The 19,476-nt window shown below is 65.4% G+C and carries 20 protein-coding genes; 16 read left to right on the top strand and 4 right to left on the bottom strand.

Annotated features, from left to right (window positions below; genetic code table 11):
- Window positions 1-20 precede the first annotated feature (20 nt).
- From PGP17_RS05920 to PGP17_RS05890, 7 genes are all read left to right on the top strand, one after another.
- Window positions 21-542 carry a RidA family protein gene (locus PGP17_RS05920; protein WP_135943050.1) on the top strand — a complete coding sequence of 174 codons (522 nt, stop codon included), beginning with the start codon at window positions 21-23 and terminating at the stop codon, window positions 540-542.
- 3 nt (window positions 543-545) lie between these two features.
- Complete coding sequence (gene purB, locus PGP17_RS05915; RefSeq protein ID WP_270374602.1) at window positions 546-1,850, top strand: adenylosuccinate lyase; 1,305 nt, start codon at window positions 546-548, stop codon at window positions 1,848-1,850.
- Between the two features lie 67 nt (window positions 1,851-1,917).
- The gene (locus PGP17_RS05910) at window positions 1,918-2,865 is read left to right on the top strand and encodes an aspartyl protease family protein (RefSeq protein ID WP_270374601.1); all 948 of its coding nucleotides are present in this window, start codon (window positions 1,918-1,920) and stop codon (window positions 2,863-2,865) included.
- 108 nt (window positions 2,866-2,973) lie between these two features.
- The gene (locus PGP17_RS05905) at window positions 2,974-3,408 is read left to right on the top strand and encodes a TlpA family protein disulfide reductase (RefSeq protein WP_270374600.1); all 435 of its coding nucleotides are present in this window, start codon (window positions 2,974-2,976) and stop codon (window positions 3,406-3,408) included.
- Between the two features lie 49 nt (window positions 3,409-3,457).
- On the top strand, window positions 3,458-3,982 hold the full coding sequence (locus PGP17_RS05900) for an MgtC/SapB family protein (RefSeq protein WP_270374599.1): 525 nt from the start codon (window positions 3,458-3,460) through the stop codon (window positions 3,980-3,982).
- 84 nt (window positions 3,983-4,066) lie between these two features.
- The gene (locus PGP17_RS05895; RefSeq protein ID WP_270374598.1) at window positions 4,067-5,878 is read left to right on the top strand and encodes a L,D-transpeptidase family protein; all 1,812 of its coding nucleotides are present in this window, start codon (window positions 4,067-4,069) and stop codon (window positions 5,876-5,878) included.
- The gene (locus PGP17_RS05890; protein ID WP_270374597.1) at window positions 5,871-6,956 is read left to right on the top strand and encodes a D-Ala-D-Ala carboxypeptidase family metallohydrolase; all 1,086 of its coding nucleotides are present in this window, start codon (window positions 5,871-5,873) and stop codon (window positions 6,954-6,956) included. The genes PGP17_RS05895 and PGP17_RS05890 overlap by 8 nt, the downstream gene beginning before the upstream one ends.
- 36 nt (window positions 6,957-6,992) lie before the next feature.
- Here the strand turns inward: PGP17_RS05890 and PGP17_RS05885 are convergent, their stop codons facing one another.
- Entirely contained in the window at window positions 6,993-7,460 is a 468-nt protein-coding gene (locus PGP17_RS05885) for a thiol-disulfide oxidoreductase DCC family protein (protein ID WP_270374596.1), read from the bottom strand.
- Window positions 7,460-7,783 carry a DUF1476 domain-containing protein gene (locus tag PGP17_RS05880; RefSeq protein WP_135944099.1) on the bottom strand — a complete coding sequence of 108 codons (324 nt, stop codon included), beginning with the start codon at window positions 7,781-7,783 and terminating at the stop codon, window positions 7,460-7,462. Before PGP17_RS05880 ends, PGP17_RS05885 begins: the two co-directional genes overlap by 1 nt.
- Window positions 7,784-8,042: 259 nt before the next feature.
- Between PGP17_RS05880 and purC the strand changes: the two genes are divergently transcribed.
- The 6 genes from purC (at window position 8,043) to purL (ending at window position 12,619) form a co-directional block, all read left to right on the top strand.
- Window positions 8,043-8,801, top strand: a complete 759-nt coding sequence (purC, locus tag PGP17_RS05875) for a phosphoribosylaminoimidazolesuccinocarboxamide synthase (RefSeq protein ID WP_135943042.1) — start codon at window positions 8,043-8,045, stop codon at window positions 8,799-8,801.
- Window positions 8,801-9,043 carry a phosphoribosylformylglycinamidine synthase subunit PurS gene (gene purS, locus PGP17_RS05870; protein WP_135943041.1) on the top strand — a complete coding sequence of 81 codons (243 nt, stop codon included), beginning with the start codon at window positions 8,801-8,803 and terminating at the stop codon, window positions 9,041-9,043. Before purC ends, purS begins: the two co-directional genes overlap by 1 nt.
- Window positions 9,044-9,124: 81 nt before the next feature.
- The gene (locus PGP17_RS05865) at window positions 9,125-9,379 is read left to right on the top strand and encodes a type II toxin-antitoxin system ParD family antitoxin (protein WP_135943040.1); all 255 of its coding nucleotides are present in this window, start codon (window positions 9,125-9,127) and stop codon (window positions 9,377-9,379) included.
- The gene (locus PGP17_RS14950) at window positions 9,363-9,659 is read left to right on the top strand and encodes a type II toxin-antitoxin system RelE/ParE family toxin (protein WP_158291148.1); all 297 of its coding nucleotides are present in this window, start codon (window positions 9,363-9,365) and stop codon (window positions 9,657-9,659) included. Before PGP17_RS05865 ends, PGP17_RS14950 begins: the two co-directional genes overlap by 17 nt.
- 66 nt (window positions 9,660-9,725) lie before the next feature.
- Window positions 9,726-10,391: a phosphoribosylformylglycinamidine synthase subunit PurQ gene (gene purQ, locus PGP17_RS05860; protein ID WP_270374595.1), complete on the top strand. Its 666-nt coding sequence runs from the start codon at window positions 9,726-9,728 to the stop codon at window positions 10,389-10,391.
- Complete coding sequence (gene purL, locus PGP17_RS05855; protein ID WP_270374594.1) at window positions 10,388-12,619, top strand: phosphoribosylformylglycinamidine synthase subunit PurL; 2,232 nt, start codon at window positions 10,388-10,390, stop codon at window positions 12,617-12,619. The genes purQ and purL overlap by 4 nt, the downstream gene beginning before the upstream one ends.
- Window positions 12,620-12,634: 15 nt before the next feature.
- On the opposite strand, the gene PGP17_RS05850 is transcribed toward purL, so the two are convergent.
- Window positions 12,635-15,391, bottom strand: a complete 2,757-nt coding sequence (locus PGP17_RS05850) for a hypothetical protein (RefSeq protein WP_270374593.1) — start codon at window positions 15,389-15,391, stop codon at window positions 12,635-12,637.
- A 101-nt stretch (window positions 15,392-15,492) separates the two neighbouring features.
- The gene (locus tag PGP17_RS05845; protein WP_270374592.1) at window positions 15,493-16,281 is read right to left on the bottom strand and encodes a hypothetical protein; all 789 of its coding nucleotides are present in this window, start codon (window positions 16,279-16,281) and stop codon (window positions 15,493-15,495) included.
- Window positions 16,282-16,400: 119 nt separating this feature from the next.
- Here PGP17_RS05845 and pseB point away from each other — a divergent pair, with 119 nt between their 5' ends.
- The 3 genes from pseB to PGP17_RS05830 all read left to right on the top strand — a co-directional run bounded on the left by pseB (window position 16,401) and on the right by PGP17_RS05830 (window position 19,435).
- Window positions 16,401-17,489 (top strand): UDP-N-acetylglucosamine 4,6-dehydratase (inverting), encoded by a 1,089-nt coding sequence (gene pseB, locus PGP17_RS05840; protein WP_270374591.1) that lies wholly within the window; start codon window positions 16,401-16,403, stop codon window positions 17,487-17,489.
- 61 nt (window positions 17,490-17,550) lie between these two features.
- Window positions 17,551-18,228, top strand: a complete 678-nt coding sequence (locus PGP17_RS05835; protein WP_270374590.1) for a hypothetical protein — start codon at window positions 17,551-17,553, stop codon at window positions 18,226-18,228.
- Window positions 18,229-18,388: 160 nt separating this feature from the next.
- Complete coding sequence (locus PGP17_RS05830) at window positions 18,389-19,435, top strand: hypothetical protein (protein WP_135943032.1); 1,047 nt, start codon at window positions 18,389-18,391, stop codon at window positions 19,433-19,435.
- The last annotated feature ends 41 nt before the right edge of the window (window positions 19,436-19,476 follow it).

The raw sequence follows: 19,476 nt of genomic DNA, 5'->3' as shown, positions 1-19,476 counted from the left end.
CCAGCTTGAAGGCTCAACAGATGCGCGCTGCGCGATTTTCCGTTTCCTCCCTGGCGCTTTGCGGCGCGATGATGCTCGGCGCCTGCGGGCAGGAGCGTGAGCCTGAAGCCAGCGAACCTGCGTCCGCCAGCCTGAGCGAGGTGCGGTCCGGAACGCTGGGTGCCTACCGGACGCTCGCTGAGGCGGGCGATCTGGTCTTTGTTTCGGCAGTCACCGCCCCGGCCGACGAGACCGGACGCATTCCCGGCGACGTGGAAAGCCAGACCGGGGCTGCGCTGACCGTGCTGGACGAGGTGTTGCGCGACCGGGGTCTGAGCTATGAGACCCTCGTTTTCACCCGTGTGATGATCGTGGCCGAGACCGGCGAGATCGACAGCGCGGGCTTTACCAGGGCCTGGCAGCGCGCTTTCGGCACGCGCCTTCGCCCCCATGCCCCGGCGCGCAGCGTCGTGGGAATTGCCGCCCTGCCCCAGCCGGGCGCGCGTGTCGCCATCGAGGCGGTCGCGCACGTCCCCGGCCAGCCCCGTGAAGAGACCGAGTAAGACATGATCCCCCGCTATACCCGCCCGGAAATGGAAGCGATCTGGAGCCCGGAAAACAAATACCGGATCTGGTTCCTGATCGAAGCGCACGCGACCGACAAGCTGGCCGAGCTGGGCGTCGTGCCGCAATCGGCAGCCGAGGCGGTGTGGACGGCCAAGGATGTCGAATTCGACATTGCGCGCATCGACGAGATCGAGCGCGAGGTCAAACACGACGTCATCGCCTTCCTGACCCATCTGGGCGAGCATGTGGGCGAGCAGGCCCGCTTCGTGCACCAGGGCCTGACCAGTTCGGACGTGCTGGACACGTGCCTGGCGGTGCAGATGCGCGATGCCGCCGACCTGCTGCTGGCCGGCCTCGACCGGCTGCTGGCCGCGCTGGCGACACGGGCGAAGGAGCACAAGAACACGGTCTGCATCGGGCGCAGCCACGGCATCCATGCGGAGCCGACCACGTTCGGCATCAAGCTGGCGCGCTTCTATGCCGAATTCGACCGGGCCCGCACCCGCCTCGTCGCCGCGCGCGAGGAAATCGCGACCTGCGCCATCTCCGGCGCGGTCGGGACGTTCGCCAATATCGATCCGCGCGTGGAAGAGCATGTCGCCGAGCAGCTCGGCCTGACGCCCGAGCCGGTCTCCAGCCAGGTCATCCCGCGCGACCGGCACGCGAATTATTTCGCCGTGCTCGGCCTTGTGGCGAGCTCGATCGAGAATCTGGCGGTGGAAATCCGTCACCTGCAGCGCAGCGAAGTGCGCGAGGCCGAAGAATTCTTCTCCAAGGGGCAGAAAGGCTCCTCGGCCATGCCGCACAAGCGCAACCCGATCCTGACCGAGAACCTGACCGGCCTGGCGCGCCTCGTGCGCTCGGCGGTGATGCCTGCCATGGAGAATGTCGCGCTGTGGCACGAGCGCGATATTTCCCACTCTTCGGTCGAGCGCGGGATCGGGCCGGACGCCACCGTCCATCTCGATTTCGCCCTGCATCGCGCGGCGGGCGTGATCGAGAAGCTGGTCGTGCGCGAGGAGGCCATGAAGGCCAATCTGGATGCGCAGGGCGGGCTTCACAATTCGCAGCGCGTGCTGCTGGCGCTGACCCAGAAGGGCGTGAGTCGGGAAGACTCCTACCGCCTGGTCCAGCGCAATGCGCTGGCAACCTGGGACGAGGGCGGGCATCTGCGCGACCGGCTCAAGGCCGATCAAGAGGTGACGGACCGGCTTTCGGACAGCGAGATCGACGCGCTGTTCGACGAGAGCTTCCACGCCAAGCATGTCGACACCATCTTCGAGCGGGTGTTCGGGGCGAGCTAAGCCTCGCCTTGCATCGCGATGATGGCCGCGCTCTAATTCGCAACGAGACCGTGCGAAGGGAGACAGCGTGGCCGTTCTGTCGATGATTGCAGCAGGGATTGCGGGGGGGATTGCAGCGGGAGCGACGATGAGCGCGGCCGGCCCCACGCCTGGGGTGGCCTCGCAGGATCGAAGCTATGATCTGCACCAGGCCGTTGCCGGTCATTACTCGATCACGGTCGACTTAGGCGAACCGGTCCGGTTTCGCGGCTATCTCGAACCGGTCGACCGCGTCCCGTTCATTTTCGATACCGCAACCACGCACACCGCCGTCGCCGAACCGGTGGCCGCCCAGCTCGGCTATCAGCGCGACGCATCGCGCTATCGGCGTGCCGATTCGATGACCGGCGCGTTCGACACCGAATACTTCACGCTGTCCGGGTTCGATTTCGGCGCCGGATCCCGCGCCGTCAACGCGATCGTCCTGTTCGACGATCAGACGCGTGCCTTCCATGCCGCCGGCCTGATGGGGGCGGACGCGATTGGCGCGGGCGGCTACAGCCTCGACCTTCCAGCCGCACAGCTTCGCCTGACCGAGGGGGGTCCGCTTCGCGGCGACCTGCGCCTCTCCCCCGAACGGCTGATGCTGGGCGAAGCGCGTGTGGGCGGGGTGTCCACCCCGATCAAGATCATGATCGATACCGGCGCGACGGCGTCGCTGGGCAACATGGCGCTCGCCCGCGCAGCACGCGGCGGCCGCTCGGCACAAACGACACAGGTGGAAGGGGTCAGTTCCAGCGAAACCGTGGTGAGCTATGAGCGCAAGCTTGTGGCCGGGCTTGAGGTGGGCGATTTGTGCATGGGCTGGTTCTATGTCTCGGTCGCCGACGTTCACGCCTTCGACGTGCGTGGCTGGGCGGACGAACCGGCCCTCATCATCGGGCTGGATGTGCTGCGCCATGCGCGCATCGATGTGGATCGCGAAACCGGCCTGGTCGATATCTCAGGGCTCACCGATCATGAGTGCGAGAGGTAGGCGGGGAGCGCTTTCCAGGTCCCGGGTCTGCGCTGCGCTTCGCCCGGGATTTCAGCGTGTGATACGGTGGGCCTTCGTCCCTTAGCGGCCTTCACACAGGAGACGCAGATGCAGCTTTCTCTTCGGCGTGCGTTCGCGGTGATGGCGCTGTGGCTGTGCGCGTCCGCGGCAAGCCTGGCCCAGAGCCCGCAGGACCCGCGGCTGGTGGCCGCGACCTTCCGGTCGGACTGGTGCGGGCCCTGCCGGGTTCTCGAACCGCGCCTGGACCGGATCAGCGCGGACTACCGGGACGCGCCCATCGAGTTCGTCACCTTCGATTTCACGCTGGGCCGGCGGTTGGGCGTCGAGGATCTCGCCCGGCAAGAAGGACTGACGCGTCTTCTCGATGAAGAATACGGCGCCACGGGCTTCCTGCTGCTGATCGACCGCGAGACCGGCGACAGGCTGGCGCGCATCACCATGCATTACAGCGATGCGGACATACGCGGCGCGTTCGAGCATGCGCTGGCGGTGGTCGAACGCCGGGAGTCCTTCGGGCTCTGACCGGGGAACCTTCGCGCCACCCCTCCGTTCAAAGAGCAGAGGAGGCGACATGTTCGAGGCCATCTTCCAGACCGGGCCAGCGGAGTCCTACCCCGTCGCGGCGTTTCGCCTGTTTCTGGCGGCGATTGCCGGCGCGTTTATCGGGCTGGAGCGCGAAGACCCCGAACGCAATGCCGGGCTGCGCACCAACATGCTGGTCAGCCTGGCCGCCTGCCTGTTCACCCTGACTGCGCTCGGCATGACTGTCATGATTACCGGCGAGCAGGACGGATCACGCCCCGATCCCATCCGCGTGATCGAGGCTGTCACCTCCGGCGTCGCCTTCATCGCGGCCGGGTCCATCATCCGCTCCGGCGCCGATGTGCGGGGGGTGACGACCGCCGCCGCGCTCTGGCTCGCCGGCGCCATCGGTGTGTCGATCGGCGTCGGGCATATTCTGCTGCCAGGGACTGCCATCGTCATCGCGCTGCTTGTCCTCGTCGGTCTGCGCAGGCTGGAACACTCCGTCTTCGAAACAAAAGAGGATAAAGGCCCCAAGTCGCTTGACGATAAAGAGGACGAGGACGCGCACTAGGACCGCGTCTGCAGACAAGTCGGAACGCGACTCCTCCAAAGGCTCTTGATTCAGCAAAGCTGACGCAAGGACGCCTCAAACGTCATGACTTACCAAAGCACTGCGCGCGCCTTTCTTCTTTCGAGCGCTGCCATTCTAGCCATCTCAACCCCCTCGCTCGCCCAGACGCCGATGAGCCGGGTCGATCCCGAGGTGCAGGGCGAGACCACCGGGCCGGATGGCGCCATCGCGCAATCGAGCGTGGCCGGAGCCATTCAGGAAGCGATGGTGGACGATACGCTGCGGGCCATGATCGGTCCGGACGCCGAAGGCCTGATGACCGCGGCGGAAAAAGCCTATGCGATCCGGGTCTTCGACTCGATCTGGGACAGAGAGGGTGTGCGCGATCTTGTGCGTGCGCTGGAAGAGGCGCCGCAGTCGGGAGTCTATATCGCTCCCGGCCTGCTGGAGCGTGTGCGCGATATCGGCGCCCTCGACAGGCTGAGCGACACCGAACGCGCCCGGGCAGACCTGACACTGACAGCCGCGTTCCTTCTTTACGCCGACGCGCGGGTCAACGGCGTCACCGACCCCGGCGACATCGCCGATGCGCCCGTCATCGAGGATACCGCGTCGGAGAACCTCTCGCTCTGGCTGGCCGAGGCGGGCGAAGGCCTGTTCGATTATAGCGAGCTCGACCCCGACCATGACGAATTCTCCAGTCTGCGCGAGCTGCGCGGACATTATCGCGCGCGTGCCGAGACCGACAGCTGGGAGGCTATCGACGCCCCCGGCGAGCTGATCGAGGTCGGCGATGAGGATGCGATCGTGGAGGACTTGCGAACGCGTCTGGCCGCCGAGGATTACGACGTGCCAGACGCGCCGGTACGCGAGGTCGAGACACAATCCGGGGCCACACGGGAGGAAGCGCATACCGCGCTGTTCACCGAAGAGCTGTCCGAGGTTCTCAAAGCCTTCCAGCGCGACCGGGGCCTCAAGGTTGACGGGATTGTCGGGCCGAGCACGCTGGCCGAACTCAACGCGACACCCGGCGATCTCGTCGATCGCATCGACGCCAATCTGGAACGATGGCGCTGGGCGCCCGAACGCTTCGCGCCGACGCATGTGCGCGTGAACATCCCCGCCTACAAGGCGCGCGCCTATGAGAATGGGGAGGTGGCCGTCGAGATGAAGGCAATCGTGGGCCGCAGCAGCCGGCAGACGCCGATGCTGACCGATTCGCTCGAATACCTGGTGGCCAACCCGCGCTGGTACGTGCCGGAGAGCATTCTGGAACGCGACAAGCTGGACGACATCCGCGGGAGCGGAGACTACATCGAGAGCCACGATTATTTCGTGCTCGACCGCGATACCGGCGAGCGCGCCGACCCGGACACGGTCTCGTGGGATACGCAGGACGTCGCAGAGGAATACCGGCTGGTCCAGGAACCTGGCGAAGAGAACGCGCTGGGCGAGCTGAAATTCATGTTCCCCAACAACCAGGCCATCTATCTGCACGGGACCCCGGCCCAGCACCTGTTCGACGATGCGCACCGCAGCTTCAGCTCCGGGTGTATCCGCCTGGCCGAGCCGCTGCGCATGAGTGACTGGCTGGCCAGTCAGGACGAGCGGCTGGACGCACAAAACGTCCGCGACGTCGTGGCCGGACAGGAGCTGGAGCGGCTCGAGCTTGAGAACCCGGTTCCGATCCACACCGTGTATTTCACCGCGACCGTCGACGAGACTGGCGATGCCCGCTTCCATCCCGACGTCTATGGCTGGGATGCGGCGACGCTGCAGGCCATGCAGGACAATCCGGTCTCCTTTGCCGACCAGAGCAGCGAGAGCCCGATCACCGATTCCACCCAGGAAGCCCGCATCGACGGGCGCAATGACGAGGTGCCCACCGATGCGTAAGCGTCTTTGCCTCAGCACGGCAGCGTTCGCGCTGTTCGCCTCGACGGCCTGCGCCGACGAGGTCAACTCGCAAAGCGATCCGCAAACGCAGTTGCCCCAGACCGAAGCCCCATCTGGCGTGCAGGAGAGCCCGGCGTCCTCGCCCGGCCAGTCAGAAGAAAGCGCGCCGGCCGGCGGTGAAAGGCTGGACGAGGTTCTGACCGAGCTTGCCAACCGGCCCGACCGGACGCCGCCCAAGGACACTTGGCTGAACGTCGCGGTGAACGGCGACGAGGCGCCCTACCCGCTCTGGCATGAAACCCTCATGCCCGGCGAGACTCTAAGCCTGGAGGCAGAAGGCGAGTTTGCCATCGGCGTCGACAGCGAACGAGCCACGGGCCTGGCCAGCAGCCATAGCTGGACCGCGCCGGACGAGCCGGGCATTCACCGGCTGGTGGCCTTCAACCCGGATGGAGAGTTACAGCGCCTGACCGTCTTCGTCCTGAGCGAGATGGACGATCGGGGCTCCAATACCGTGATGGAAGGCTACCGGATCGGCGAGTATCCCGAAGATACGCCCGAGGGCCTGATCCGCCTGACGCAGGGCGACATGGATGTCCCGGTCTCGCCCAACTTCACCATCGGCCAGTTCATCTGCAAGCAGCAACCGGCCCACTGGCCGAAATTCCTGATGGTGACCGAGCCGATGCTGACACGGGTCGAAGCCCTCATCCGGGAACTGAACGCGGCAGACCGCACCGATGCCGAGAGCTTCTTCGTGATGAGCGGGTACCGCACGCCCTTCTACAACACGGCGATCGGCTCCGCGTCGCGGTCGCGTCACATGTATGGGGATGCGGCCGATGTCTTCGTCGATACCGATCCGCAGAATAATGTGATGGACGATATCGACGGCGATAACCGGGTCACCCGGGCGGACGCGGAATTCCTGTACGATTTCGCCAGCGAGCTGTTCACCAAGAGCGACGAGCTGCCCGCAGGCGGGATCGGGGCCTATGGCGCCAATGCCGCACACGGCCCGTTCGTGCATGTCGATGGCCGGGGCAGCGTAGCCCGCTGGGGCCGCCGCGGCAGCTAGGCGCCCCCCTTTTGCGAAGGCTTCGCTGACAGCGCGTCAGCTGTCGATCAGGCGGGCGCGCAGCCTTGGGTCGGGTATGGCGCACAGATCGTTGCGCCCGAACCAGGCGTAGCGATTGCGCGCGACCACGCGATAGGCCCATTCGCGCGGGCCCCGCGGCAGCCACGACCCGACATGGGCCAGCGCCCGCCAGGGAAGGGACAGGCGCTTTCCGACCGCGATGATTGCGTCGCTGGAGGTCAACGCCTCGCCCTCGACCAGCGCGAGCCACGACCAGGGGTCTTCCGGGTCGAGCCGGAAATGTTTCAGCAAGGCCCGGCCTGTGGGCGACTGGACGGTGGCGATCCGGCACACATCGTCGCTGTCGCTACGCGCAATGGTCCGCGCGCCCAGCGAGCACAACGCGCAATTTCCGTCCATCACGAGCACGATCTTGCCGTCCGGCAAGGCGGGAAGGGCAGACATGTCCGCCCCGGCCTCTTCGATGCGGCCGAGCCGGGCCATCAGCCCTCGCTGCGGACCTGTTCGCGCGCCTCGGCCATCAACTCGTCCATCGTGCGGCGCAGCTGGTGGTCGGACTGGTCCACATTCTTCGCGTCGAAATCGGCGCGCACCTTGCGGAACACGTCCTCGTCGCCGGGCTCCTCGAAGTCGACCTTGACCAATTCCTTCTTGTAGGCGTCGATCTCGTCGGCGGAGAGGCCCATCAGCTCGCCGGCCCACGCCGCGAGCAGGCGGTTGCGGCGCACCTGTGCCTTGAATTCGAGGTCCTGGTCGTGAACGTACTTGTTTTCGAATGCCTTCTCGCGGTCGTTGAAGTTCGGCATGTCAATTCCTCTCATCAAAGGCGGGCTTTCCTTGTTGGAAGTATCGTGCGGCGGCGCGATAATCAATCTGTCACGGTAGGCTGGACGGCATGGACGCTCTGTTGCAGCAGGCCGGCTTTGCCATTATGGTCACGCCCGAATTGGCGGCCCGTTTTCGCGGGCCGCCTCTTCTCATTTTTGAAAGAGCGCAAGGCCCGCCCTCGACCAAGTCATTCGCAGCGGACGGGCCCGGCGCCATGTACCGGAGTGCGAACGCCTCATGTCCCGCGGCAAGAAACTCTACGAAGGCAAAGCGAAGATTCTCTATGAAGGGCCCGAACCGGGCACGCTGGTCGCCCATTTCAAGGATGACGCGACCGCCTTCAACAACAAGAAGCGCGCAACGCTGGAGGGCAAGGGCGTCCTGAACAACCGGATCTCCGAGTTCATCATGACGCAGCTGAACAGCATCGGGGTGCCGACTCACTTCATCCGCCGCCTGAACATGCGCGAACAGCTGGTACGCGAAGTCGAGATCGTGCCGCTCGAAGTCGTCGTGCGCAATGTCGCGGCCGGTTCGATCGCCAAGCGCCTCGGGCTGGAAGAAGGCGAGGCACTGCCGCGCTCCATCGTCGAATTCTATTACAAGAACGATGCGCTCGAAGATCCGATGGTCAGCGAGGAACACATCACCGCGTTCAACTGGGCCACGACCCAGGACATTGACGACATGCTTGCCATGTCGCTGCGCGTGAATGATTTCATGTCCGGCCTGTTTGCCGGTGCCGGCATCCGTCTGGTCGACTTCAAGCTGGAGTACGGCCGGGTCTACGACCAGAACGACATGCCCCGCCTCATCCTGGCGGACGAGATCAGCCCCGATTCCTGCCGGCTGTGGGACATCGAGACCAATGAGAAGATGGACAAGGACCGCTTCCGCCGCGATCTGGGCAATGTCACCGAGGCCTATGCCGAAGTGGCGCGCCGGCTCGGCATCATGAAGGAAAACGGCCCGTCCGAAGCCAACGAGGCGAAGTGATGAAAGCGCGCATCCACATCTATCTCAAACCTGGCGTCCTGGACCCGCAGGGCTCGGCCGTGGCCCACTCGCTCAACCATCTCGGGTTCGAGGAAGTCAGCGCCGCCCGCCAGGGCAAGCTGATCGAGCTCGACCTTGAAACCGCCGACGCCGAAGAAGCCGAAGCGCGCGTCAAGGAGATGTGCGACAAGCTGCTCGCCAACCCGGTGATCGAAAATTACGACATCGAATTGAGCGCCTGAGCCGGACGACCGCCAGCGGCAATTGTATCGGGACGGTATCCATGGCAATAATTGCCACTCTTTGATCAAGGAGTGGCTGTCATGCCGACCATGAATGTCTCCCTTCCCGAAGGGCTGAAAGCCGTCGTCGACGAGGCGGTCGGCTCGGGCCGCTATGCCAGCGCCAGCGATTACGTGCGCGATCTCATCCGCAAGGACGAGGAAATCAAGCAGAAGCGCGCGGAATTCATTCGCCTGATACGCGAAGGCGAAGAGAGTGGTATAAGCGAGCAATCGGTCGAGGAGATCTTCGCCGAGGCGCGCGCGGAGGCCATTGAACGTGGTTATAAAGATTGAGGTTAGCCAAAGAGGCCAACACGACCTTCGCCAAATCTATTTCCAGGGCGCCGAAGACCACGGGATCGACCAGGCCGACCGCTACCGCGATCAAATGCTGGAGATTTTCCGCCTCATAGCCGAGTTTCCCTTCGCGGGTGTCCCGGTCGATGACATGTCCGGTGAAACGCGAAGCTACCTCTTTAAATCGCATCGGATCGTGTACCGAATTCGACCGGGGAAGCTTCCTCTGATACTCCGCGTCCTGCACGCTCGCCAGCTGCCGCCGGACGCCCTGTAATTCTCCGCGATCTCTCCCGCCACACGCTCTCGCCAAGCGGTGCGAGCCCTGCTAAACGCTGCCCCCATGAAAACAGCCGTCATCGTCTTTCCTGGATCCAACTGCGACCGCGACGCCGCGGACGCGCTGGAACGCGTCACCGGTACACCGGCCGAAATGGTCTGGCATGAAGACACGACCCTGCCAGACGGGCTCGACCTCGTCATGGTGCCGGGCGGATTTTCCTACGGTGACTATCTGCGCTCCGGCGCGATCGCTGCGCGCTCGCCCATCATGCGCGACGTAGTCAAGAAGGCGAGCGACGGCACGCCGGTCCTGGGCGTCTGCAACGGCTTCCAGATCCTGATCGAGACCGGGCTGCTGCCCGGTGCGCTGATGCGCAATGCCGGGCTTCGCTTCGTATGCGAAAGAACGCCGCTTTCCGTGGAGACGACGAACTCCATGTTCACGCGCGCCTACACCGACCAGCATGAAGTGCTGTTCCCGATCGCGCACCATGACGGCAATTATTTCGCGGACGAAGAAACGCTTGCGCGCCTTGAGGGCGACGGCCGCGTGGCCTTCCGCTACCTGGCCAATCCGAACGGCTCCATCCACGATATTGCCGGCATCACCAACGAGGCCGGCAATGTGCTGGGCATGATGCCCCACCCCGAACGCGCCGTGGACGAGACCCATGGGGGCACGCACGGGCGCGGCGTCTTCGAAAGCCTGCTGGGAGGCCAGAAATGACCGAGACCCGTTACGCCCCAGGCATTGATGAGGATGTCGCCCTCGACCACGTCACGGCCGAGGAGTACGACATCATCCTGTCCGAGCTGGGCCGGGCGCCGAACCTGGTCGAGCTGGGTATTTTCTCGGTGATGTGGTCGGAGCACTGCTCCTACAAGTCCTCGCGCCTGCACCTGGCCAAGTTTCCGACCTCGGGCGAGCGCGTGGTCTACGGCCCCGGCGAGAATGCCGGCGTGGTCGATATCGGCGACAACCAGGTGGCCGTCTTCAAGATGGAGAGCCACAACCACCCCAGCTTCATCGAACCCTATCAGGGATCGGCGACCGGCGTGGGGGGCATCCTGCGCGACGTATTCACGATGGGCGCCCGCCCGGTGGCGCTGATGAACGCGCTGCGCTTCGGCGATCCTTCGCATCCGAAGACTCGCCAGCTCGTGTCCGGCGTGGCCGCCGGCATTGGCGGCTACGGCAACTGCGTCGGGGTGCCGACGGTGGGCGGCGAGACCAATTTCGACAAGGGCTATAACGGCAACATCCTGGTCAACGCGATGGCGGTCGGCCTGGCCGACCGGGACAAGATCTTTACCGCTGCCGCACGCGAAGTCGGCTATCCGGTGCTCTATGTCGGAGCCAAGACAGGCCGTGACGGCATTCACGGCGCGACCATGGCGTCCGCCGAGTTCGGCGAGGGCTCGGAAGAAAAGCGCCCGACCGTGCAGGTCGGCGACCCCTTCACCGAGAAGAAGCTGATCGAAGCCTGCCTGGAGCTGATGAGCGAAGATGCGATCAGCTCGATCCAGGATATGGGCGCGGCCGGCCTGACCTCCTCCTCGGTGGAGATGGCAAGCTCGGGCGGCGTGGGCATCGAGCTCGACCTCGATCACGTGCCCCAGCGCGAAACCGCGATGACGGCTTACGAGATGATGCTGTCGGAATCCCAGGAACGCATGCTGATGATCATCAAGCCCGGCCGCGAACACGTGGCCGAGCGGGTCTTCAAGAAGTGGGATCTCGATGTCGCGACCATCGGCAAAACCACCGATACCGGGCGCCTAGTGCTCAGGCACAAGGGCGAGACGGTTTGCGACCTGCCCCTCGATCCGATCGGGGAAAAGGCACCCAAATACGATCGGCCCCACTTCCCGGCCGAAGCGCGCGCCAGCATCGATACGGCCCGCCTGAAAGCTCCGGCTGATCTCGGGCAGACGCTGAAATCGCTGATCGGCTCGCCCGACATGGCGTCCAAGAAATGGATCTGGAGCCAGTACGACCGGCACGTCATGGCCGATACGGTCACCAGTTCCGAAGACCCGGCCGACGCGGCCATCGTGCGCGTGCACGGCTCGAACAAGGCGCTGGCCATCACCACCGACTGCACGCCGCGTTATTGCGCGGCCGACCCGTTCGAGGGCGGCAAGCAGGCCGTAGCCGAAGCCTGGCGCAATCTGACGGCGGTCGGCGCAGACCCGATCGCGATCACCGATTGCCTGAATTTCGGCAATCCCGAACGCCCTGAAATCATGGGTCAGTTCGTGGGCTGCGTGGAAGGCATGGCGGCGGCGTGCGGCGCCCTCTCCTTCCCGGTCGTGTCCGGCAATGTGTCGCTCTACAACGAGACCGACGGCAAGGCCATTCCGCCGACCCCGGCGGTCGGCGCGGTCGGGCTCATTCCCGATGTGAGCGTACGTGCCGGATTTGGCGGCATGAAAGAGGGCCAGGTCCTGCTCTGCGTCGGCGAGACGCAGGGCCAGCTCGGGGCCTCGCTCTACCTGCGCCACATCGAGGGCGACGATGACGGCGCACCGCCGGGCGTCGATCTCGAGGTGGAGAAGCGCAATGGCGATTTCGTACGCGGCCAGATCCGGTCGGGCCGCGCGCGCATTGTCCACGACATCTCCGATGGCGGACTGGCCTGTGCCGCCGCCGAAATGGCGATCGCGTCTGGCGTTGGCGTGAAGCTGGCCCATGAAGGCCAGGTGGAGCTGTTCGCCTGGGCATTCGGTGAAGACCAGGCGCGCTATCTGATTGCCGCTGACGGCGCAGACGCCGAGGCGATCCTCAAAGCGGCCAAGAGTGCGGACATTCCCGCGATGGCGGTCGGCCTGGTCGGCGGCGACCAGCTGACGCTGAACGCTCAGCACGCAGTGTCACTGTCCGAGCTGAAGCGGGCGCATGAAGACTGGATGCCGGCTCTGATGGCCAATGCCCAGGACGAGCGCGCGGCCTAAGCCGCGCGAGCCAGGCTAGAACAGGGCGAGCGTTCCGCCGCCGCCGCCACCGGCATTCATGCGCTCGAGCCCGGCGGAGTAGTTGGCGATCTGGGCCTGGAGATAGGCCGGCACCGTACCGCCGCGATTGCCCGCCTTGGGACCGGCCATCAGGTCTTTCAGCGCCGGATCCATCGTCAGCTCGCGATAGGCGCGCTGAACCTTGGCCAGCGCCGCCGTCAGGGCGTCGTTGGCGACGGTGGCGGCATCCTTGTTGTCGATGCTCAACGCATTGGGCAGTTCCAGCGCGAAGACCTTGGGCGCGTCCGAGGTGGTATCCTCATCCTTGTCCAGAGCGCTTTTCTTGCCCTCCACGACGCCGAGGGGCAGGCCCAGCCCGCTGAGTGCATCGGCGCCCTTTTCCCCGGCGAAGAACTCCACCGCAACGCCCACATTGGGCTGCACGCGCAGGATGTCGCCGGCACTCGAGCGGCGCACGTCGGCTCGCCCGTCCAGAAGCATCACCGAATTCAGCTTGAAGGTCAGCGAACGCATCGTCTCGTTCGCCTCGATGGTGATCTTCTTCTTCCGGCCGCCATCGACCGAAACGAAAAAGCTGTCGCCGGCACGCACGGCGGACCGGTCGGTCACCAGCCGGCTGTCGGAGTATTTAAGCTCCCCGGACGGCAGGCCCATGCGTGACAAGGCGTTGTCGCCTTGGGGATCGACGACGATGCCGGCGCCTTCGCTCAACCCGCCGCGGCCGGAGACCTGATGGACCCAGTCGAGCGCGCCGGTGGCGGCATCCAGCCCGGCGGCAAACGTGTTGCGATCGCCGCTCTGGGTGGCGCCGGGAAGGGCGTCGGATGTCTTGCCGGTCAGGTATATCTTGCCATTTGCAGCTGCGACGCCGGAGGCCGAGTTATCGCCGGCCGCACCGAGGAAGGTGGTGTAGTCCACGCTGGCTGCCGGGCCGTCACTGATCCTGACGAGAACCGCGTCTCGCCCGCCCTGATTGGCCGAGACGACATTGCCGGGATTGAAGCCGGAACCCGCAGCGCCGGACAGGTAGATCGCGCCGTCCGCGTCGACGGCCAGACCGCCGATCCGGCCGCTGTCCATGTCGCCCAGGTCGAGTGTCCAGACAGGCGCGCCGGTACCGTCGTCGCCGGCGGCATATTTGGTCAGGACAGCGCGGCCCTCTTCCTGCGTGGCGACGATCAGGCCGCCATCGGAGGCCATGGCCGTAGCGCGCACTTCCTGGGTCCCCGCGCCGCCGCCAACGCCGCGCGTGTAAAGCGTATTACCGTTCTCATCGAGGGCGCGAAGATAGCCGTCCGTCCCGCCCGTGCTCGCGACACCGCCAAAGGCAGCATCGGTGCGCCCGCCGACATAGACCGTCCCGTCCGCCCCGAGCGTGACGCTGCGCGCCTCGTCGTCCTCGCGTCCGCCGAAGCGGCGCGCCCATTGCTCGACGCCTTCGGCCGAATACTTGACGACCAGGGAGTCCTTGCCGCCCACCCGATTGGTGCCGCTGAGCTCCCCGCTCACCGAGCCGGCCACGATGACATTACCCGAGGAATCCACCGCAACGGCCGAACCGCCGGCGCTGTCGGCAGCGCCCAGAACGCGCGACCAGAGCTTCTTCCCAGTGGAATCATAGCGCATCAGGACCAGATCCTGCTCGCCCTTCAGCGCCTGGCCGTCCACGGCATGACTTGTATGCCCCACAACATAGATGCCGCCATCCTCGCTCCGCGCCGTTGCGGAGACGACCAGCGGGTTGGATGTGGTACTGGTGGTGGTTTCCCCGTCATCGTCGGTCGTTTCGGTCACGGTCGCATCGGATTCGATGCGCCGGATGAAGGCCTGGTCGCCGCCGCCGGCCAGATTGACCAGCTTGGTCAGCTGGCCGCCCGCAGTCTCGCCGGTGCCCGACAGGCCCGCAACGTAGACGGCCGGAGTGCCGGTAGAGGGCGTGAAACTTACCTTCTCGGTGAGGATACCCTTGATCGTGAAGCCGAAATTATTGCCCTCGATCACGCCGATATCGTTCTTCTCGCCGATCTTGGTCCGCTCAAAGCGCGTCAGCACCCCTTCGGCTTCGAGCTTGGTATTGATGTGCGCGGCGACGTTGTCGAGACTGCGCGCCGTGCCGCCCATGTCGGCAAGATCAATGTTGATGACGGTGTCGACGCCGTTCTTGCGCACGGTGATGTCGAAGGCCATCGCGCCGGTGAAGGCGTCGACTTCGGCGTCGAACGCGCCCGAATGCAGGATGCCGGTCTTGTAGCTGGATTCCCCGCGCGAAATCGCGAGCGTGCTTTCGGCCTTGGACAATTGCTCGCCCTTGACCACCGAAACGCCGGTCAGGTCAGTGTCCTCGAAGAAGCCGGACAGCTGTTCCATGCCCTCCTGGAAGCGCCGGTTCCAGAAGCTGCGCTCCGCGTCTGTCGTAGTCTTGTCGAGCGCGGCCGAGGACAGGGACTGAAGGCGGCGCAGACCCTGATGCATGGCGAACAGCGTCTTCTCGTCCTCACCCGTTTCCATATCGGCGAACTCGCCGAATTTGGGATCGAAGAAATTACCATCGGCCAGAACCGAGCGGCGCAGCGATTCCAGCGCCGTGACACCACCGGTAGGGTCCCAGGGAGGGATGATTTCGTTGGAGCGGGCATTTGCCCCTTGCGGCGTGCCGGTGCTGGCGCCGGACGGCTGCGGATTCGAGCCGGCGAGGCGCATGGAGGCCTGCGCGCTGTAGTAGGATGTCAGCAGTCCGACCGACAGAACCATGGTCTGCCTTACGCTCCTGTGATGACGCACACACTGCGCCACCCGCCAGTCTCCACCGGCGAAGCTAAGAAATCGTTAGGAAATGGGACTAGCGCCCGGCCTCACGCGGCCAGGGCGAGCGAGACCGGATCGGTCACGATATCGGCGCGGTCGCCAGCGCCCAGGCGCATCTCGTCGACGCAGGCTGAACTGATCGCCACCAGGTCGGGCCGGCGCAGGCAGAGCGCGGCGATCTCGGCCGCGCTGGCGCGCGCCGCCTCGGCACCCAGCGCAGCAAAGACTGCGCGCAGGAAGGCCAGATCCTCTTCGCGCTCGAGCACCCAGCGCAAGCGTTCCAGCCCGCCGCCGGGACCGGTGAGTGAGGCGCGCACAAGGCGGGAATCAGCGCGCAGGGCCTGACTGACCGACTGGCGCGCCTCCACGGTCGCGCTGGCCGCTTCGACTTCGAACAGGCATCTGGAGGAAAACACCTCGCACTCCAGCCCGTGGGGGAAGCGCGGCGGCATGGCATTGGTTGCGTAATCGGCGCGGCTGTCGCGATGGAGAGCGAGTGTTTGCGCGATCAGGCCGGGATCGGCGAAGGCCGCGCTGGCAGGAACATGAACCAGGGTGGTGGCGCCAGCCATCTCGGCGGCCTCGGCATAAAGACCGAGCGGGTCCGTGCCCGGTCCGCGCACAACCATGTAGCCGTGGTCGCCGGCCTCTTCCTCGACCGGATCGTGCGCGCTGTCGCCGGGGATGGCGCATACCACCAGGTCGACGCCCGGCGTTGCGCGGCACCGGTCAAGGCACCGGATCAGGGCGGTCTGCTGTCCAAGGGTCTGGAGAATCGCGCCGGGAAGGCGCGTGGCATCGAGCCGGGCCTGAACAATCACGGCGGTGGTAGTCATCGCGGGCAATCTCCCGTGCCGGCAATCCTGGCGTGATCCTGCGCCGTGACGCCTAACGTCACGTTAACCGGCGCGCGCAAAGGGTTAACGCGAGGTCCGGTCAGACAAGGAAAATGACCATGAGCCAGAACGCCGCCAAATCTTCGCCGCTGAAGGGCGAAGCCGAACTGCCGCATTTCGTCACGCGCAACTTTCGAACCCCGCGCTTCGATCTGAACGGAAAGACCATCCTGATCACCGGGGGGACGGGCAGCTTTGGCCGGCGCTTCGTGGAAACCGTGATCAAGGAGTTCAAGCCGAAGAAGCTCATCATCTTCTCGCGCGACGAGCTCAAGCAGTACGAGATGGCGCAGACCTACTCTCCGCAGGAACACGCTTTCCTGCGCTACTTCATCGGCGATGTGCGCGACGAGGCGCGCCTGGAAATGGCCATGCGCAATGTCGACGTCGTGATCCATGCCGCCGCGCTCAAGCACGTGCCGATCGCCGAATACAATCCGTTCGAATGCATCAAGACGAATGTGATGGGCGCCCAGAATGTGGTTTCCGCCGCGATCAAGCGCGGGGTCAAGCATGTCTGCGCCCTGTCCACCGACAAGGCCGCCAGCCCCATCAACCTGTACGGCGCGTCGAAACTGGCGTCCGACAAGATCTTCACCGCCGCGCAGGCCATGGGCGGCGGGGACGGTCCGACCTTCTCGGTCGTGCGCTATGGCAATGTGGTGGGATCGCGCGGATCGGTGGTCCCGTTCTTCCAGCAGCTCGTCAAGAACGGCACCGACCATCTGCCGATCACCGACGAGCGCATGACGCGCTTCTGGATCACGCTGAACCAGGGCGTGAATTTCGTCATGTCCTCCCTCGCCATGGCCAAGGGCGGGGAGATTTTCGTGCCGAAAATCCCGTCCATGCGCACAACCGACCTGGCGCATACGATCGCGCCGGACCTGCCCCACAGGTTGGTCGGCATCCGGCCGGGCGAAAAACTTCACGAAGTCATGATCGGCTCCGACGATGCGCGCACCTCGGTCGAGCTCGACGACCGCTACGTGATACTTCCCTCGTACGATCAAAAGGTTATCGGCCTCTGGCATGCCGATGGCGGCAAGCCTTTGCCCGACGGGTTCGCCTACAGCTCGGACAGCAATCCCGAGCGGCTCGACGCGCGCGCGCTACAAGGGCTTCTCCAGGAAACCGTCTCGGGCTAAACGTCCCTTTATGGGACAGGCAAGACTGCTCTTTTGCAGCCCGAGACGGGCGAAGACGACATTGGATTCCGGATTTGCACAGATTGCCGAAGGCCTGTGCAATGACGGTCGCAGAGATCACCTGCCCGGTTCGCTCGAGCTGCTGATCGACCACGGCGACACCGCGCGCGACGAGGCTGCGTGCGACGCGTTGCGCCGGCACGCCACCCGGGTACGCCGGGCGGCAGGCGAGCGCGCGCGCCAGCGCGGAAGAATCCAGATCGCCGTCACACCGGCCATTGCCGGAACGCCGGAAATCTACGAGTCCGTTCAGCAAGCGGCCCGGTCGCTCGATGATCAGCTCGATCTGCACACTTATTTCGACTGTACCGGCCTTTTTGAAACCGTCGCTGGAAACGACCTGTTGATCACGACCGGCGGTCTGAGCTGCCTGACGGCGGCTGCCGCCGGCCTGGCCCAGATCATCATCCCGCGCAACGCCCGGGAAGACCGCCTGGCCAGCGAACTCGACCGGGCCGGCGCCGCTATGAAGCTGCATTCCGGCGACGAGATCGCGATCGCACTGGAGCGCGCGCTGAGCGATCTCGTCGCTGTGCCGGCCATGCTGCGCCTCATGCACGAGACGGCGCTGGACCTGTGCGAGGTGGTCGACTGCGAGACCATCGTGGCCGCGACCCTGGCCTTTTATGCAGGCTCGGAGCAGGCGGCCGAGCCGGCGCCCCACAAACGCATCGGCTAGGGTCAAGTAACTGACAAAGCACCGGGTTTAGCTCGGCCCCGTCCCGCGACCAACCCTCCGGTTGTGTTTTCGTCGCGCGGCGGGCCGAATCGCGTCAACCTTCATTAACGGCGCATTAGCGCAAATCAGGTCCCACTGGTCTCCACGCAGGAGGTGGCCAATGACCGAGACCCGAATTCGACTGCTCGACACGACCCTGTCCGGCGCCAGCGCCGCAATCGGGTATGGGTTCAACGCCAATTATACCTACGCCATGACCCAGGCGATGGAAGACGCAGGCGTGGACGCTATCGAGGTCGGTCATGGCCTGGGGCTCGGCGCCGAACGTCAGGGACGCGCCCCGGCCTGCGAGAGCGATTACCGTCATATGCAGGCGGCCCGGATGGCCGCGCGCAAGGCCCGGATCGGGGTCAGCGCCCGGACCGGAACCGCGCTGGAGGCCGACATCGAAACGGCTCAGCGCGCCGGAATGGACTTCGTGCGGGTCGGGGTGGACGCCGCCCTTGTCGACTCCGCCCGCGGCCTGGTCGACCACGCCGTCGCGACCGGGCTGGAAACCCAGCTCATCCTCTTCAATGTCTACTCGCTGCCTGTGGCCGAGCTGCGCAACTTTGCCGGCACACTGGGCGCGTGGGGCCTGTCGACGGTGGTCATCAGCGATTGCGCGGGCGGAATGGTCCCGGCCCAGGTGCGCAATTATGTGCGCGCCCTGACCGACAAGACCGATCTGAGCGTCGGCTTTGCCGGACGCGACAACATGCAGCTCGCCGCCGGCAATGCGTTTGCGGCGATCGAGGCGGGCGCGCGCCAGGTGGAAGGCGCCCTCAAAGGCATGGGCACCGGCGCCGGCACCATCCAGCTTGAGTCCTTCGCCGGCGCGTTGCGCAAGGCCGGTCTGTCTGTTCAGGCCGACCCGCTTGAGCTCGACGGCGTCGCCAACAAATTCATCACCAAGGCCGAGTTCGCCCGGGGCCGCGGTCACGACGAACTGATCCAGGCCCTGTCGCTCCTGCCGGAGTCCAGTGCGATCGAGGTCGAGGGCGTGGCCGGCGAATACGGGCTGGAGCCCGCCGCGCTCGCGATCCAGGCGGGACGCATCGGGGGTGGCCTGCCGATGGACCGCAATGCCCTGCGCGCCGTGGCCCAGATCGCCATCTGGGCCCGCGAGGACGGGGTGAGCGAACGCGATGACAGCGCGGTGATCTAGACGGTCTGTGCTCCGGACCGCCGCACGCGTCTAACCCGCCA

The sequence above is a fragment of the Marinicauda sp. Alg238-R41 genome, from assembly GCF_947331485.1.
Taxonomy (GTDB): domain Bacteria; phylum Pseudomonadota; class Alphaproteobacteria; order Caulobacterales; family Maricaulaceae; genus Marinicauda; species Marinicauda pacifica.
The sequence above is the reverse complement of the archived record's forward strand: the minus strand, read 5'-3'. Positions and strand labels throughout refer to the sequence as shown.

Excerpts from the sequence above, each read along its gene's own strand:
- pseB (WP_270374591.1), top strand. The coding sequence starts at position 16,401 with ATGAGCCAGAACGCCGCCAAATCTTCGCCGCTGAAGGGCGAAGCCGAA.
- PGP17_RS05850 (WP_270374593.1), bottom strand. The coding sequence starts at position 15,391 with ATGGTTCTGTCGGTCGGACTGCTGACATCCTACTACAGCGCGCAGGCC.
- purL (WP_270374594.1), top strand. The coding sequence starts at position 10,388 with ATGACCGAGACCCGTTACGCCCCAGGCATTGATGAGGATGTCGCCCTC.
- PGP17_RS05845 (WP_270374592.1), bottom strand. The coding sequence starts at position 16,281 with ATGACTACCACCGCCGTGATTGTTCAGGCCCGGCTCGATGCCACGCGC.
- PGP17_RS05880 (WP_135944099.1), bottom strand. The coding sequence starts at position 7,783 with ATGCCGAACTTCAACGACCGCGAGAAGGCATTCGAAAACAAGTACGTT.
- purQ (WP_270374595.1), top strand. The coding sequence starts at position 9,726 with ATGAAAACAGCCGTCATCGTCTTTCCTGGATCCAACTGCGACCGCGAC.
- PGP17_RS05900 (WP_270374599.1), top strand. The coding sequence starts at position 3,458 with ATGTTCGAGGCCATCTTCCAGACCGGGCCAGCGGAGTCCTACCCCGTC.
- PGP17_RS05895 (WP_270374598.1), top strand. The coding sequence starts at position 4,067 with ATGACTTACCAAAGCACTGCGCGCGCCTTTCTTCTTTCGAGCGCTGCC.
- PGP17_RS05865 (WP_135943040.1), top strand. The coding sequence starts at position 9,125 with ATGCCGACCATGAATGTCTCCCTTCCCGAAGGGCTGAAAGCCGTCGTC.
- PGP17_RS05890 (WP_270374597.1), top strand. The coding sequence starts at position 5,871 with ATGCGTAAGCGTCTTTGCCTCAGCACGGCAGCGTTCGCGCTGTTCGCC.
- PGP17_RS05920 (WP_135943050.1), top strand. The coding sequence starts at position 21 with ATGCGCGCTGCGCGATTTTCCGTTTCCTCCCTGGCGCTTTGCGGCGCG.
- purB (WP_270374602.1), top strand. The coding sequence starts at position 546 with ATGATCCCCCGCTATACCCGCCCGGAAATGGAAGCGATCTGGAGCCCG.
- PGP17_RS05830 (WP_135943032.1), top strand. The coding sequence starts at position 18,389 with ATGACCGAGACCCGAATTCGACTGCTCGACACGACCCTGTCCGGCGCC.
- purC (WP_135943042.1), top strand. The coding sequence starts at position 8,043 with ATGTCCCGCGGCAAGAAACTCTACGAAGGCAAAGCGAAGATTCTCTAT.
- PGP17_RS05905 (WP_270374600.1), top strand. The coding sequence starts at position 2,974 with ATGCAGCTTTCTCTTCGGCGTGCGTTCGCGGTGATGGCGCTGTGGCTG.
- purS (WP_135943041.1), top strand. The coding sequence starts at position 8,801 with ATGAAAGCGCGCATCCACATCTATCTCAAACCTGGCGTCCTGGACCCG.
- PGP17_RS05885 (WP_270374596.1), bottom strand. The coding sequence starts at position 7,460 with ATGGCCCGGCTCGGCCGCATCGAAGAGGCCGGGGCGGACATGTCTGCC.